The following is a 16,208-nucleotide window of genomic DNA, read 5'->3' on the forward strand; positions in this document are numbered from 1 at the left end:
AATTTGTAAATTAAAAAAAAATTAAATTAAAAATAAAAATGATTAAAAATATTTGTACTTCATTGTTTCTGATGGCATTTATTCAAATGACAAACGCACAGACATTACCAAAAGGATTCAAATCGATATTTGACGGAAAGACAACAACCGGATGGCATAATTACGGAAAAACAGCTGTTGGATCAGGTTGGAAAGTTGAAGACGGCGTTTTGCATTTTGACCCTACAGCTGCAAAAGACGGACAAGGAGGAGATCTTGTTACAGACCTGGAATATACTAATTTCCACTTAAAATTAGAATGGAAAGTGGCTGCAAAGTCCAACAGTGGTATTCTTTTTTATGTTAAAGAAGATGCTAAAAAATACCAAAACACTTACAATACCGGATTAGAAATGCAAGTGTTGGATAATGAAGGGCATCCTGACGGAAAAATAACCAAACACAGAGCTGGAGATTTATATGATTTAATCAAAAGTACTTCTGAGCCTGTTAAACCGGTTGGAGAATGGAATTCTGTTGACATCGTATGTAAATATGGAAAACTAACTATGCTGCTTAATGGAGTTAAGGTAGTAGAAACAACGCTTTGGGATGACAATTTTAAAGCTTTGGTCGCAGGAAGTAAATTTGCTACTTGGGAAGGTTTTGCTTCCTTCAAAACAGGTAGAATTGCCTTGCAGGATCATGGCGATAATGTGTGGTACCGAAATATCATGATTAAAGAATGGAATGCAGTCAATGTAACTACGGGATGTGAAAACGGAATGTAGTAGTAGATAACTAATTAACAACAACCAAAAAACAAATTTATCAATCTCTAATAATAAACCAAATCGAATGAATATTACTACCCGAATTAAATTATCTATTATGATGTTTCTGGAATTTTTTATCTGGGGAGCCTGGTTTGTCACCCTTGGTACTTTTCTGGGGAATAATCTTAATGCTTCCGGATCTGAAACAGCCGCAGTATTTTCAACACAATCCTGGGGTGCTATTATAGCTCCTTTCATCATAGGATTAATTGCTGACCGTTATTTTAATGCTGAAAAAATCTTAGGGATTCTTCATCTTATCGGAGCATTTTTGATGTATCAAATGTATCAGTCAGAAGAGGTAGGAATGTTTTATACCTATGTTTTAAGTTATATGATTTTATACATGCCTACATTGGCATTAGTAAATTCGGTTTCTTTTAATCAAATGAAAGATCCGGAGAAAGAATTTGCAAACATCAGGGTTTGGGGAACTATTGGTTGGATTTTAGCCGGCTTGTCTATTAGTTTTGTTTTCCATTGGGACGCTGCTGCAGCAGTTTCTGAAGGGATGCTTAAAAATACTTTCCTTTTAGCGGGAATAGCTGCTTTAGTTTTGGGAATATTTAGTTTTACATTGCCTAAAACGCCACCAAAAGTAAGTGATGAAAAAATTAAAATTGGAGATATTATTGGTCTTGATGCGTTGAAGCTTTTGAAAGATAAAAATTTCGCTATCTTTTTTATCTCATCTATTCTGATTTGTATTCCCCTAGCCTTTTATTACCAAAATGCACATCCGTTTTTAACGGAAGCCGGAGTTGAAAATCCAACAGGAAAAATGGCGATTGGTCAAATTTCAGAAGCTTTATTCTTATTATTGATTCCTGTATTTTTTACTCGTTTTGGATTTAAGAAAACCATTTTAGTTGGTATGCTAGCTTGGGCCGTTCGTTATGTTCTTTTTGCTTATGGTAATGGTGGTGATTTGAGTTTTATGCTTATTATCGGAATCGCTTTACATGGCATTTGTTATGATTTCTTTTTTGTATCTGGCCAAATTTATACGAATTCAAAAGCAGGAGAAAAATACAAAAGTGCCGCTCAAGGTTTAATCACATTAGCTACTTATGGTATAGGTATGTTGATTGGTTTTGCTGTTGCAGGCTGGATAACTGATAATTATAAAACGGTAGATGGTGCTATAAACTGGGAAATGGTTTGGATTATTCCAGCAGGAATAGCTCTTGCAGTGTTTTTGATTTTCGCACTTTTATTTAATGATAAAAACAAAACAGAAGAAGCTATTTCTTCTGCTGCATAATATTTAAAAAAATGAGTACCAACGTAAACAGAAGATCAGCTATAAAAGGAATTCTTGCAGGAACTGCTGCGATAAGTATTCCGTCTGGATTTTCAGCTTTGGCTATGCCAAAAAACGAAACAGAAACACAATTGGGTATGTTGAAAGGAAATATAAATCATTCTGTTGCCAGATGGTGTTTTAATGATTTTGATATAGAAACACTTTGTATTGAAACAAAAAAATTAGGAGTCACAGGAATTGATTTAGTTGGTCCTAAAGATTGGCCAATATTGAAGAAATACGATATGGTATCTACCATGTGTAATGGCGCAGAGATCAATTTAGTTGATGGTTTCAACGATGTTCAATTTCATGAAACACTGATAAAAAATTATACAGAAATGATTCCGCTGGTTGCAAAAGCCGGGTATAAAAATCTAATTTGCTTTAGCGGAAGCAGAAGAGGAAAAACCGATGAAGAAGGTTGGAATAATTGTATTACCGGTCTAAAAAAACTACTCCCATTAGCAGAGAAGCATAATGTAGTTTTGGTTATGGAATTGCTAAACAGTAAAATAGATCATAAGGATTACCAATGTGACAAAACACAATGGGGTGTTGAATTAGCTAAACGTCTAAATTCGGAAAATTTCAAACTTCTTTACGATATTTATCATATGCAAATTGATGAAGGTGATGTGATTAGAACTATAAGAGACAACCATCAATATATTGCTCATTTTCATACCGCAGGCGTTCCGGGAAGAAATGAAATTGATGATACACAGGAATTAAATTATCCAGCCATTATGAAAGCAATTGCAAAAACTGGATATAAGGGATTTGTGGGACAAGAATTTATTCCAAAAAATCCAGAGAAATTAGCTTCTTTGAAACAGGCAATTGCAATTTGTGATATATAACTAATTTAAAAAAAAATAGACTCATGATAAAAAGAAGAGATTTTTTAATTAATGCAGGTTTGGCATTAGGGGCATTAGCCATTGCACCGACATTTGCATTTGATTCAAAGAAAAGAGCCATAGGAATTCAATTATGGACACTACATGATACTTTACCAAAAGATGTAAAAGGCGTATTGGCTCAGGTTGGAAAAATTGGGTTTACAGAAGTGGAAACTTTTGGATATTCAGCAGAAAAGGGCTTCTTTGGTACTTCAGTACATGATTTTAAATCGATGCTGGATGATAATGGTTTAAAGGCTACCAGTAATCATTTCGATTTTAATTCAATGATTAAAGATGGTTCAACAGATCTTGTAAAATCATATATCGAAACTGCCAATCATTTAGGAAGTGAATATGTAACCGTACCGTACATCGTTTCAGAATTACGTGGAACTAGTGGTGATGATTACAAAAAATTGGCATTACAAATAAACAAGGTTGGTGAACTTTGTCAATCGGCTGGTTTAAAATTAGCCTATCACAATCATGATTTCGAATTCACTAAATTCGGATCAACAAATGGGTATGAGATTCTATTGAACGAAACAGATAAAAAATTAGTTGATTTCGAATTAGATTTATATTGGGCTGTGAGAGCGGGTCACAATCCATTGGATTTATTCAAACAACATCCGGGACGTTTCAAAATGTGGCATGTGAAAGATATGGATAAAATTAATCCGGAGTGGAATGCAGAAATTGGCACTGGAACAATTGATTTCAAATCGATTTTTGCTCAAGCAGAACTTGCCGGAATGAAACGTTTCTTTTTGGAACACGAATCAAACTACAAACCGAATCCAATAGAATCTGCAGTGACAAGTTATAATTACATTAAGAAAAACTTAATCTAATTTTTCTAAAGGAATAACCATAAAAAAGGGATACTTGAAGTATCCCTTTTTTTATTTCATTACTCGGTTATATTAAAACTCGCAACGTAAAAATTCTTGTCGATTTCCAATTTTGGAGTTTCAGTTTTGCTCTCAAGACTATTCCATTCTGTCGTAGGATTTAATAGTTTTTCTGTTCCGTTCAAAGTTATTTTTACGGACATATTAAAACCGGGAACGCAATTGGTCCAACGATATCCAAGTTTTGCATCTTTGAAATAATATTCTAAAGTAGGGATGCGTGTGTCTCTTAAATATTGATTGAAGAATGTGTTTAAATCAATTCCAACTTGTTGACTGATGTAATCTTCGATTTGTTTAGTTGTTACTGTTTGATGGTAAAAAGTGCTGTTCAAACCTCTTAGGATATTTCTCCATTTTTCATCGTTATTTACAATTTGACGCAAAGTATGCAACATATTCCCTCCTTTTGGATACATGTCACCTGATCCTTCACTATTTACATCATAATGTCCAATGATTGGTTCGTCGTTTTTTATTCCTTTTCGGGTTCCTCTAACATATTCAAAACCGGCATCTTTTCCGTAATAATATTCTACAAAAAGACTTTCAGAGTAGTTGGTAAAACTCTCGTGAATCCACATATCAGCAATGTCTTTGTAGGTAATGTTGTTAGCAAACCATTCGTGTCCTGATTCATGAATGATAATAAAATCAAATTTTAATCCCCAACCTGTACCGCTTAAATCCCTTCCCAGGTATCCGTTTTGATAACCATTACCATAGGTTACACAACTTTGATGTTCCATTCCTAAGTAAGGTGTTTCAACTAATTTATAACTGTCTTCATAAAAAGGATAAGGTCCAAACCAATGTTCGAAAGCTTTCAACATACGAGTTGCATCCTTGAATTGTACTTTGGCTTTGGCCAAATTGTCTCTCAATACATAGTAGTTGCAATCAAGATTTCCTTTTTCTCCTTTGTATTTTTCTGAGAAGTTGACATAATCGCCAATGTTAATATTAACACCGTAATTATTAATTGGATTTGAAACATACCAATTATAGGTTTTCGTTCCGTCTTTTAATTGTTTTACACTTTGCAAACGACCATTTGAAATATCCATTAAACCTTTAGGAACATTGACGCTAATCAGCATGTTTTCGACTTCGTCATACATATGATCTTTATTGGGCCACCAAACGCTGGCTCCTAATCCCTGACAGGAAGAAGCTATAAACGGATTACCATTGGCATCTTTTTTCCAGGTGATTCCTCCGTCCCATGGTGGTCTTACGGCAACTTTTGGTTTACCGCCATAAAACACAGTAAGTTCTTTTATGGCTCCTGGTTTTTGAGGAGCAACCAATTCTATGAAAAAAGCGTTGCCTTCTCTTTTGTATTTCAATGGTACGCCGTCTTGAATTACTTTTTGTATTTCCATTGGGTTTTGCAAATCAATTTGCATGCGATTGTATTCCTGTAATACTTGATATCGAATGGTGTTAGATCCTGTTATTGTGCTATCTGAAGGATTTACTTTTATGTCAAGATGATAGTATTTTACATCCCACCATGCTCTCTCTTTTGTGATACTTCCTCGTAAAGTATCTTGTCTGGTAAAAGTTACATCCGATTTACCCAGCAGGTTTTGGGCCTGTGAAGTATTAAAAAATAAAAAAGATGTAAAAATAATGAAGAACTGTTTTTTCATGAATTAAAAAAATTAAATAAAACTATAAATTGGGGTTTTCTGAAAATTAATATTTTAATGTAAATTGGAGACTTTGTTTTGTTCAACCACAGCCGTAAAATGGTTAACCAATCGGTCGCTATAATCATTTAATAACTCTAAAACCCGTTCGTTTTTATCGGATTTCACAATTAGTCCAGCGTGATAATCCAATGGAACTCTAAAACAGACTTCCGGATCTGAAAATGAGGATAAGTCGGGATGCTGGAACTTCGATAAAGTCAATACAATTCCGGCATAGCCTTTTTTTACTTTTGGCAAACTGTAATTGCTTTCTTTTACTAATGAATTCTCAATGGCAGCCCACTCTTTCCATAAATTGATATCAGAAGCTTCGGCCACCATTTCGGCTAAATGAGCACCACCGACGCGTGAGGAAGTTTCCAGAAAATAAATTTTTCCATCTTCCTTACACTTTATGAATTCGGTATGTGCTGCGCCATGTTTAAGGCCAAAACCTTTTAAGACCTGCTCATTAACCGCTTTTATCGCTTTATCATCATCGGAATCATAAGGGATGTTGGCAGAACGGAAAACGCCTCCACCTTGCGAAATCTCCATCGGTGTTGCCAAATATTTAGAAGTTATACTAAATAAAATTTTACGGTCTAAAATCAAGCTGTCACAATGGTACACATCGCCAGGTTTGAATTGTTCCAATAAATATTTGAACCGATTATTGCCTAATTCATTAATATGCAGCCACAGACTTTCCTTGTCGTATACTTTAATAATTCCGGCAGCCGAAGCTTCAGAACGTGGTTTTAAAACCCATGGAGCCGAAACAGTGTCTGCAAAAGTATTGATATCGTGATCGTTGAATAAAGAACAAAAAGCAGGAATTGGGATGCCGCAACTTTTAGCTCTCATACGCATAGCCAATTTATCTCTAAAATAGCGTCCCGTGGTTTGTCCCATTCCGCCAATTCGCAAGTTTTCCCTAAGATAGGTTGCTTTCTCCACATCGTAATCATCCAGCGCTACGATGGCATCTATTTTGGTAGATTTCATCAAATTCCCCACACCCAGAAGTAAATGCTCTAAATTCCATGCAATGTCCTGTCCTTCCATGTAGAATATTTCGTCAATATAGTCATGAGGCCAAGGTTTATCCCTTAATTTTTCTGAAGTAACAAGAAATACACGATTTCCTAGTTTCTTTAGATTAATCAAAAAATCTACGCCTTTAAAATAATTTGAAATACAAAGGAATGTTTTAGCATTTTCCATAACTTCTATAGATTTTCGATGAACTTAGTTAGTAAATGAACTCCGTATGCAGTTGCATGCTTGCTTTTTGCAAATTCATCGTCAATAAAAGTTACGCCAGCGACATCCAAATGTGCCCAAGCTTTATGTTCCTGTGTGAAATATTCCAAAAACTTGGCAGCACTAATGGCGCCTGCAACAGGTTTTCCACTGTAGTTTTTCACGTCTGCAATGTCACTTTCAATATCTTTTTTGTAAACATCCCAAAGCGGTAATGGCCATAATCTTTCGCCAATTGCATCTCCAGTCTGTTGTAATTTCTTGGAGATCTCCTCATTATTGGTAAATAAAGCACCGCATTCGTATCCAAAAGTCCCTACACTACTTCCTGTAAGTGTTGCAATATTAACAACGTACTCGGGTTTGTAATTGGTGATCAGATAAGAAAGTCCATCTGCCAAAACAAGTCGTCCTTCGGCGTCAGTATCAATTATTTCTATCGAATGTCCGCTGTAGGTATGTATGACATCACTTGGTAGAAAAGAGTTTGCATCGACTGCGTTTTCGGTACAAGGTAAAATGGCAGTCACTTTTACCGGTAATTGCAAATCAGCAATCAGTTGCATGGCTCCTAAAACGGCACCTGCACCAGCCATATCACATTTCATATTGACCATGGCCGCCGTTTTTATGTTCAGACCACCAGTGTCAAAAGTGATTCCTTTTCCAACCAATCCTATATGTTTCATGGAAGGGACTTCCTCTTTTGGAGTGTAATTCATGATAACAAACTGTGGTTCGTTTGCACTGCCTTTACCTACCGCCAAAAAAGCGCCCAGTTTCACTATTTTAGAAGCTTCAAGACCAAGAACTTCCACTTCGAATCCATATTTTTCGCCAGCTTCTTGTGCCCATTTGGCCATATATTTTGGTGTCACAATATTGGGAGGTAAATCAACCAGATTGTAGGTTTCCAATTGTGCGTTTGCAATTTTATTTCCTTTTTTGGCTGCAGCCAAATAATCCTTTTTTGTGACCAAAATGAAATTGAAACCAGCGTTTAGAAAGGGATGATTTGTTTTGTCAGATTTAAAATGACCTAAATCGTAAGTACCTAATTTTAATCCTGATGCAGCTGCTTCCACTAAATTATCGTCAAAACCTTCAGGAATAATTACGGCTAATTGGTCCTTTATAATCTCTTTTTGCTTGAAACTTGCTCTTCTGAATATGGTTTTTACCGATTGATAATCAGTGGTTTTTCCAAGTCCTAAAAAAACAAAGGTAATTTTTGAAATTCCATCATTTTGAATGTAAACGCTGTCTTTTTTTCCGGAGAATATAGAGGCAGGAATTAGTATTTTTTCAAATTCAAAACGGTCTTCTGAAATTTCAAAAACAGGAACCAAAACAACACCTTGAAAATCAACTAAATTCGGCTGGAGAACTATTTTCATTTTTTTATTATTTTAGTGCTTATTGCAGTTGTACAATGATATAAAACCTGGAACAATCAAAGCTTTTGAAAAACAATTGGTTGTAATCAAATGCCGTTAGAGTGCAGGGTAAATTTACAAAGAAGTTAAATATAACCCATTGTATTTTAATTATTTGTGTTGAAAAAACAACCATTCAATCGCTTTGGGGAATTCATCGCTCCAATAGGTTTCACTATGTTTTCCATACCTGTTTATACTGACATTAATTTTAGATTCATCCTTTACAAATTCACTTGAAATCAAGTCTTCCTGAAACTTTTTTACGTGTTCAATCATGGTTTCACTTTCCCTTCCACCGGCATACAAATATACTTTTGTATCGGCTGTATTTGCTTTTTTAGGATTGATTTTGAGTTCAGGGACTACCCAAAGTGAGGGTGAAAAAATCATCAGTTTTCCATATACTTCCGGATTTCTCAATCCGCTGAAAATACTCACTAAACCGCCCATTGAACTACCACCAATTCCAGTAAATTCTCTTTCTTTTTTGGTTTTGAAGTGAAGGTCCACATAGGGTTTTAAGGTGTCGGTCACAAAACGGATGTATTTTTTGCCTTGTCCTTTTCCTAATACGGTTTTACCGACATTGTATTCTTTTATTCGGTCTTCTTCAGCATGTTCGACAGCTATGATTATGATTTTTCCGATTTTATACTCGGACATCACCGCTAGCTTTTTGTCGATTTCCCAATTTCCGTATTTCGCCTCTTCATTGAATAAGTTTTGGGCATCCTGTAAATACATCACCGGATATCTTTCATCCGTTTTATCATAATCATGAGGAAGTAAGGCCCATATTTTTCTCGTTTTATTGAGTTGCGGAATTTCAAATTCATCCGAAATAAGTTGAACTTGGGGTAAAAAAGGTTGTTTGAATGGCAGCCAGTTTTTTCGCCATCGGGCTACATGTTCTTTTTGGATTCCGGAATGTAGTTTTGTCGAACGGTTTTCTGTGCGATTTCCGTTAGAGTCAATTTCCACCTCGCTCCAGTCGCCTTTGGTAAATTTATACAGAAGGGTTTCCGGATACTCAAAATCAGGGGGGAATTTGTAATGATAGGAACTTTCTCCTATTTTTTCCATCAAAAAATCTTTATCCTGGGTTCTCCATTGGTTGAAATTCCCCGATATATAAACGGGGCGCTCATCATCTTCGTCTGTGGTTAAAACAATATAAAGTCCCGTTTTTGTATTATTTAAATCTTGCATTATGATGGCATTTTCTGAATTCTTCCCTTGTGTTACGGCACTTCTATTTTTGAAATAAAAAAGTAAATATAGTAGATTGCCATTGGATAAAAAAAGAAAAAAGAAAACCCAATAGTAAATGAATATACTATTGGGTTTTTATGGGTGAAAATTCTGAATACGGAATTTCTACTTTTGACGGCTTTTTAAAATAGTAATAACATCATCTAACTGAAAACCTTTTGCTTGCAATAAGATCAGGTAATGAAACAATAAATCAGCACTTTCGCTTAAAAATAAATCATCATTATGATCCTTGGCTTCAATCACAACTTCTACAGCCTCCTCGCCTACTTTTTGGGCAATTTTATTGATTCCTTTTTCGAATAAAGAAGCTACATAACTTTTTTCGGAATCAGCATTTTCTCTACGAACTTTGATGGTTTCTTCCAAATGCGAAATAAAACCGTAATTAGGTTTGTTCTCTTCAGCCCAACAATTATCGGTTCCTTTGTGACAAGTTGGACCTTCCGGACGTACCTGTATCAATAAAGTATCGTTATCACAATCATTTTTGATTGAAATCAGATTTAGGAAATTACCGCTTTCCTCACCTTTTGTCCAAAGTCTCTGTTTCGAACGGCTGTAAAAAGTTACTTTTTGAGTGTCAATAGTCTTTTGATATGCTTCGGCATTCATGTAACCCAACATCAAAACGGTTTTAGTTTCGTTGTCTTGAATAATTGCAGGAATTAACCCGTGTGCACTTTTTGAGAAATCTATATTCATTTTTTCTAAGTATTAAGTCGTATGTATTATGTTTTAAGTATTAGGTCGTATGTATTAAGTAATTTAAACTTAATAATTCATCCTTAAATATTTGCTTAAATACGTACTTCTATATGATTGTTTTTTAACTCTTTTTTCAATGTTTTGATTTCAATTTCTTTAAAATGAAATACACTTGCTGCTAAAGCGGCATCTGCTTTTCCTTTCAGAAAAGTATCCGTAAAATGTTGAATAGTTCCCGCTCCACCTGAAGCAATTATGGGGATATTTACCAATTCTGAAAGTGTTGCCAAAGCTTCATTGGCAAATCCATTTTTGGTTCCATCGTGATCCATTGACGTAAAAAGGATTTCACCTGCTCCACGTTGTTCTACTTCCTTTGCCCAATCAAATAATTTTAGCTCTGTCGGGACTTTTCCGCCAACTAAATGCACAATCCATTGCCCGTCAATTTGTTTGGCGTCTATCGCAACAACTACACATTGGCTGCCAAATTTTTGCGCCAAATCATTAATCAACTGCGGGTTTTTTACTGCCGATGAATTAATAGAAACTTTATCAGCTCCGTTTTGCAACAAAATTTCAACATCTTCTACAGATGATATTCCACCACCTACAGTAAACGGAATATTAATCGTAGCTGCTACTTTTCGTACCAAATCTACTAAGGTTCTGCGTCTTTCTTCTGTTGCCGAAATATCCAGAAATACTAATTCGTCAGCACCTTCATCCGAATATATTTTCGCCAATTCAACAGGGTCTCCAGCATCTCTTAAGTCCACAAAATTAACACCTTTTACGGTTCTTCCGTTTTTTATATCGAGACAAGGAATAATTCTTTTTGTCAGCATCGTATTGTTGTTTTACGTAGAGACGCGATTAATCGCGTCTTTACATTATATATTGTTCCAATTGTTTTAACGAAATTCTACCTTCGTAAATGGCTTTTCCGATGATAGTTCCTTCGCAACCCAATTCGGCCAGCTTAGGTAATTCATCAAATGTTGAAATTCCACCCGAGGCGATTAGTTTTATACCATTGGCTTCCGCCAAAATTTTAGCATACAAATCAAAGCTAGGCCCTTCAAGCATACCGTCTTTGGCGATGTCAGTGCAAATAACGTATTGAATGCCTTTTGTTTGGTAATCTTGTATAAATGGAATCAGATCTTCATTAGAATCTTCCAGCCAACCCGAAACTGCGACTTTTTCATTGTTGGCATCTGCTCCCAAAATGATTTTATCAGAACCGTATTCAGCAATCCATTTTTCGAAGATTTCTCTATTTTTTACAGCAATACTTCCTCCTGTGATTTGATTGGCACCACTTTCGAAAGCAATTTTTAAATCGGCATCCGATTTCAATCCACCACCAAAATCAATTTTTAATTTGGTTTGTGTGGCAATCTGTTCCAATATTTTATAATTGACAATTTTGCTCGATTTGGCGCCGTCTAAATCAACTAAGTGCAGGTATTCAATTCCGTGCGCTTCAAATGATTTGGCTACTTCAAGCGGGTTTTCATTGTATATAATCTTAGTGTCGTAATCGCCTTTCGATAAACGAACACATTTTCCTTCTATGATATCTATTGCAGGTATTATTCTCATTTTATTTTTTATTTAAAGATTAAAAAATTTAAAGATTTGTTATAAAGACGTTTAATTTTTAAATCTTTCAATTGTTCAATTCAAGAAAATTTCCAAGGATTTTCTCTCCCACATCACCACTCTTTTCAGGATGAAATTGGGTTCCATAAAAATTATCGTTTTCTAATGCAGAAGAATATTCCAGCTCGTAATTTGTTCTAGCAATCGTTTCGGAACATAGAGGAGCATAAAAACTGTGTACCAAATACATGTATTCGTTTTCACTGATTCCTTTAAACAGATCTGATTTCAAATTATAAATCTGATTCCAGCCCATTTGCGGTACTTTTACTTTTGGGGAGAACTTGATTACGTTCACATCAAAAATTCCTAATCCTTTGGTATTCCCCTCTTCCGATTTGTTACACATCAATTGCATGCCCAAACAAATTCCTAAAACAGGTTGTTTCAAGGTTGGAATCAAAGCATCCAAACCGCTTTCCTTAAGCATTTTCATAGCGTAACTCGCCTCGCCTACTCCTGGGAATATTACTTTATCTGCCGCTTTGATTTCTTCAGCATTATTACTTAAAACCGCTTTGAATCCCAGTCTTTCGATGGCAAACATAATGCTTTGAATATTTCCTGCTCCGTAATTTATGATAACAATTTTCATTTCTTTTTAACCGTTAAGAAATTAAGTTTTATTAAGAGTTTAATACTTAATAAATCCTAATTTATAATTCATAATTTTTTAAAGCATCCCTTTCGTACTCGGTAAAATCATTTTTTCCGTATCGCGTTTTACGGCTACTTTTATCGCTTTGGCGAAAGCCTTAAAAATGGCTTCAATCTTATGGTGCTCGTTGGTTCCTTCTGCTTTGATGTTGATGTTGGCTTTGGCTCCATCCGAAAAGGATTTGAAGAAATGGTAAAACATCTCTGTTGGCATTTTTCCAACCATTTCGCGTTTGAATTCCGTTTCCCAAACCAACCAATTTCTTCCACCAAAATCAATGGCTACTTGTGATAAGCAATCATCCATTGGTAAACAAAAACCGTAACGCTCGATGCCCAGTTTATTTCCTAATGCTTTCGCGAAAACCTCTCCAAGGGCAATAGCAGTATCTTCTATGGTGTGGTGCTCATCTACTTCTAAATCTCCTTTAACGGTGATTTCCAAGTCCATTTGCCCGTGACGTGCAATTTGATCCAGCATGTGGTCAAAAAACGCTATTCCGGTATCTATTTTGCTTTTTCCGGTACCGTCTAAGTTTAATTTGATATAAATATCGGTTTCATTTGTTTTTCTTTCTATCGAAGCCGAACGTGCTTCCAATTTTAGAAACTCATAAATTAGTTTCCAATCCGTAGTTTGTAATGCAATAACTTCGTCTAATTCCTCTCTTTTGGCAGCAATTTCATTACTTCCAGGACCTTCTGAGGTATTCAGAAAAATAGCTTTCGAACCTAAGTTTTTAGCTAATTCTACATCAGTCAAACGGTCGCCCAGAACAAATGAATTTGCTAAGTCATAATTTGGATTATCCAAATATTTGGTCAGCATTCCGGTTCTTGGTTTGCGAGTTGGTGCATTGTCTTCCGGGAAAGAACGGTCCACAAAGATTTCATCAAAAAGAACCCCTTCGTTTTCGAATGCTCTTAAAATAAAATTTTGTGTTGGCCAAAAAGTGTCTTCTGGAAAACTGTCTGTTCCCAAACCATCCTGATTGGTTACCATGGCTAATTCATAATCCAGTTCTTTGGCAATTTTAGCCAAATATTGAAAGGCTTTCGGGTAGAATTCTAATTTTTCTAAACTGTCTAATTGAAAGTTTTCCGGTTCTAAAACGATGGTTCCGTCACGATCTATAAAAAGTATTTTTTTCATTTTATTGGCTTTTGGTTAACTGCTTTTGATATTTAGCAAATAGCTAAAGAACAATTGCTTGTAACGCTTCTATTAATTTTTTATTTTCAGGTTCTGTTCCGATGGTCAAGCGCAAACAGTTTTCACACAAAGGCTGAGTGGTTCTGTTTCTGATTACAATTCCTCGCGCAATTAATTCGTCGTATCTTTTATTGGCGTCATCTACTTTTATCAATATAAAATTAGCTTCTGTCGGGTATATTTTTTTAACAAATTTTACATCAAGTAATACTTTAAGTAATTGTTCTCTTTGTGCTATAATAGATTTAATTTCTGCTTTAATTTTGTCTTGATCGACTAATCGGTCTAAAGCTCTTTTTTGTGTCAGTTCATTAACGTTATAAGGAGGTTTTATTTTGTTCAAAACCGAAATTATTTCGGCAGAAGCATAACATATTCCTAAACGAATTCCTGCCAAACCATATGCTTTTGATAATGTTTGGGTGATGATTAAGTTTGGATATTCATCTAATTCATTGATCCAGCTTTCTTTTTCTGAAAAGTCAATATAAGCTTCATCAATAACTACCAAACCATTGAAGTTTTTCAATAAATAGGCAACGCTTTCGTCTGAAAAAGAATTTCCTGTTGGGTTATTTGGTGAGCACAAAAAGATAATTTTGGTGTTTTTATCAACAGCATCAATAATTTTATCAATTTGAGGCTGAAAATCATTTGAAAGCAATACTTCTTTATTTTCTATCGCATTGATATTTGCCAAAACACCATACATTCCATAAGTTGGCGGTAAAGTTATTACATTGTCCTTTCTCGGTTCACAAAAAGCCCTGAATAATAAATCCAATACTTCATCACTACCGTTTCCAAGTAAAATCTGATTGGGTTTTACCTTTCTTTGTTTGGCCAATATGGTTTTAACATTGCTTTGTTGTGGATCAGGGTATCTGTTTACTCCACTTTCAAAAGGATTTTCATTGGCATCCAGAAAAATCATATCCGCAGTATCGAAATCCTCAAATTCATCGCGTGCCGAAGAATAGGGCTTTAATATCTTTACATTTTCTCTAATTATATTATTTATGTTGAAACTACTTTCCATTTTCAATTGCTTTTAATCGTAATGTAACTGCATTTTTGTGTGCTTGTAAACCTTCGGCTTCGGCCATAATTTCGATTGCTTTGCCTATATTTTGCAATCCTTCTTGTGATATTTTTTGAAAAGTCATGGCTTTTGTGAAACTATCCAGATTTACACCGCTGTAATTTTTTGCATAACCGTTGGTTGGTAAGGTATGATTAGTTCCTGAAGCATAATCACCAGCACTTTCCGGAGTGTAATTACCAATAAAAACAGAACCGGCATTATAAACACCATTGCTGTAAAAATCATCAAATTCAGAACAAATGATAAAATGTTCCGGTCCATATTCATTAATTAAATCTAAAGCAATTTTATCGTTTTCAACGAAAATTAATTTAGAATTGGCAATAGCTTTTTCGGCAATAGACTTTCTAGGCAGTAAATCCATTTGAATTTGGATTTCATTTTCAACAGCATCAATTAGTTTTTTTGAAGTAGAAACTAAAATTACCTGGCTGTCTCCTCCGTGTTCTGCTTGCGAAAGCAAATCAGAAGCCACAAAAGCTGGAACAGCGGTATCATCGCCCACAATCAATAATTCGGATGGTCCGGCGGGCATATCTATTGCCACTCCAAATTGGGTTGCTAATTGTTTGGCTACTGTTACAAATTGATTTCCGGGACCAAAGATTTTATATACTTTAGGAATCGATTGGGTTCCAAAAGTCATTCCCGCGATAGCCTGAATCCCGCCCACTTTCAAGATTTTGGTTACTCCGCATAAATTGGCAGCGTATAATATAGCAGGATTAATGTTTCCATTTTTATCAGGAGGTGAACACAAAACAATCTCGTTACAGCCTGCGATTTCGGCAGGAACGGCAAGCATTAAAACAGTCGAAAACAATGGAGCTGTTCCTCCGGGAATGTACAAGCCTATTTTTTGAATCGGTCTTTTTTCTTGCCAACAATTTACTCCTTCGATAGTTTCTACAGTAACTCGCTCTGTTTTTTGTGCCGAATGGAATTTTTTAATATTTGCCTTGGCCAGTTGTATTGCCTCTTTTAATTCGGTATCGATAGAAGCAATTGCCTGATCAATTTCAGATTTCGAAACTTCAATGTTTTTTATTGTTGCTCCGTCAAAAAGTGAAGTATATTTTGCAACAGCATCATCCCCTTTTTTCTGTACTTCCTTAAAAATTTCTTTTACAGTAGCTTCAATGTCGTCAACAGTTTTGGTAGGTCTTTCTAAAATGGAAGACCAAGTATCAGGTTTTGGATTGTATATTTTATTCATTTTTTTATGCTTTATGCTATAAGC

General features: G+C 35.3%; 15 protein-coding genes. 4 read left to right on the forward strand and 11 right to left on the reverse strand.

Annotation, left to right across the window (positions count from 1 at the left end; all coding sequences use genetic code 11):
- Positions 1 to 38: 38 nt before the first annotated feature.
- The 4 genes from ABEB23_RS10305 to ABEB23_RS10320 all read left to right on the forward strand — a co-directional run bounded on the left by ABEB23_RS10305 (position 39) and on the right by ABEB23_RS10320 (position 3,883).
- On the forward strand, positions 39 to 770 hold the full coding sequence (locus tag ABEB23_RS10305; RefSeq protein ID WP_348812513.1) for a 3-keto-disaccharide hydrolase: 732 nt from the start codon (positions 39 to 41) through the stop codon (positions 768 to 770).
- A gap of 67 nt (positions 771 to 837) precedes the next feature.
- The gene (locus ABEB23_RS10310; protein WP_348812514.1) at positions 838 to 2,079 is read left to right on the forward strand and encodes a nucleoside permease; all 1,242 of its coding nucleotides are present in this window, start codon (positions 838 to 840) and stop codon (positions 2,077 to 2,079) included.
- An 11-nt stretch (positions 2,080 to 2,090) separates the two neighbouring features.
- Positions 2,091 to 2,984 (forward strand): hydroxypyruvate isomerase family protein, encoded by an 894-nt coding sequence (locus ABEB23_RS10315; RefSeq protein WP_348812515.1) that lies wholly within the window; start codon positions 2,091 to 2,093, stop codon positions 2,982 to 2,984.
- Between the two features lie 23 nt (positions 2,985 to 3,007).
- Positions 3,008 to 3,883 carry a sugar phosphate isomerase/epimerase family protein gene (locus tag ABEB23_RS10320; RefSeq protein WP_348812516.1) on the forward strand — a complete coding sequence of 292 codons (876 nt, stop codon included), beginning with the start codon at positions 3,008 to 3,010 and terminating at the stop codon, positions 3,881 to 3,883.
- A gap of 59 nt (positions 3,884 to 3,942) precedes the next feature.
- On the opposite strand, the gene ABEB23_RS10325 is transcribed toward ABEB23_RS10320, so the two are convergent.
- The 11 genes from ABEB23_RS10325 to hisD all read right to left on the reverse strand — a co-directional run bounded on the left by ABEB23_RS10325 (position 3,943) and on the right by hisD (position 16,184).
- Positions 3,943 to 5,598 (reverse strand): M1 family metallopeptidase, encoded by a 1,656-nt coding sequence (locus tag ABEB23_RS10325; protein ID WP_348812517.1) that lies wholly within the window; start codon positions 5,596 to 5,598, stop codon positions 3,943 to 3,945.
- 54 nt (positions 5,599 to 5,652) lie between these two features.
- Positions 5,653 to 6,867, reverse strand: a complete 1,215-nt coding sequence (locus ABEB23_RS10330) for an ATP-grasp domain-containing protein (protein WP_348812518.1) — start codon at positions 6,865 to 6,867, stop codon at positions 5,653 to 5,655.
- Between the two features lie 5 nt (positions 6,868 to 6,872).
- Complete coding sequence (locus ABEB23_RS10335) at positions 6,873 to 8,303, reverse strand: leucyl aminopeptidase family protein (RefSeq protein WP_348812519.1); 1,431 nt, start codon at positions 8,301 to 8,303, stop codon at positions 6,873 to 6,875.
- 150 nt (positions 8,304 to 8,453) lie between these two features.
- A complete protein-coding gene (locus ABEB23_RS10340; protein ID WP_348812520.1) occupies positions 8,454 to 9,554 on the reverse strand; it encodes an alpha/beta hydrolase in 1,101 nt (366 codons plus the stop codon).
- Between the two features lie 168 nt (positions 9,555 to 9,722).
- The gene (gene hisIE, locus ABEB23_RS10345; protein ID WP_348812521.1) at positions 9,723 to 10,322 is read right to left on the reverse strand and encodes a bifunctional phosphoribosyl-AMP cyclohydrolase/phosphoribosyl-ATP diphosphatase HisIE; all 600 of its coding nucleotides are present in this window, start codon (positions 10,320 to 10,322) and stop codon (positions 9,723 to 9,725) included.
- Between the two features lie 95 nt (positions 10,323 to 10,417).
- Entirely contained in the window at positions 10,418 to 11,173 is a 756-nt protein-coding gene (hisF, locus tag ABEB23_RS10350) for an imidazole glycerol phosphate synthase subunit HisF (protein WP_348812522.1), read from the reverse strand.
- Positions 11,174 to 11,213: 40 nt separating this feature from the next.
- Positions 11,214 to 11,933, reverse strand: a complete 720-nt coding sequence (gene hisA, locus ABEB23_RS10355; protein WP_348812523.1) for a 1-(5-phosphoribosyl)-5-[(5-phosphoribosylamino)methylideneamino]imidazole-4-carboxamide isomerase — start codon at positions 11,931 to 11,933, stop codon at positions 11,214 to 11,216.
- A 67-nt stretch (positions 11,934 to 12,000) separates the two neighbouring features.
- The gene (hisH, locus tag ABEB23_RS10360) at positions 12,001 to 12,588 is read right to left on the reverse strand and encodes an imidazole glycerol phosphate synthase subunit HisH (protein WP_348812524.1); all 588 of its coding nucleotides are present in this window, start codon (positions 12,586 to 12,588) and stop codon (positions 12,001 to 12,003) included.
- 78 nt (positions 12,589 to 12,666) lie between these two features.
- Entirely contained in the window at positions 12,667 to 13,803 is a 1,137-nt protein-coding gene (gene hisB / locus ABEB23_RS10365; RefSeq protein WP_348812525.1) for a bifunctional histidinol-phosphatase/imidazoleglycerol-phosphate dehydratase HisB, read from the reverse strand.
- Positions 13,804 to 13,846: 43 nt separating this feature from the next.
- Positions 13,847 to 14,902: a histidinol-phosphate transaminase gene (hisC, locus tag ABEB23_RS10370; RefSeq protein WP_348812526.1), complete on the reverse strand. Its 1,056-nt coding sequence runs from the start codon at positions 14,900 to 14,902 to the stop codon at positions 13,847 to 13,849.
- Positions 14,892 to 16,184: a histidinol dehydrogenase gene (hisD, locus tag ABEB23_RS10375; RefSeq protein ID WP_348812527.1), complete on the reverse strand. Its 1,293-nt coding sequence runs from the start codon at positions 16,182 to 16,184 to the stop codon at positions 14,892 to 14,894. Before hisD ends, hisC begins: the two co-directional genes overlap by 11 nt.
- Positions 16,185 to 16,208: the final 24 nt, after the last annotated feature.

This window comes from Flavobacterium maritimum (assembly GCF_040049085.1).
In the GTDB taxonomy this organism is placed as follows: Bacteria; Bacteroidota; Bacteroidia; order Flavobacteriales; family Flavobacteriaceae; genus Flavobacterium; species Flavobacterium maritimum.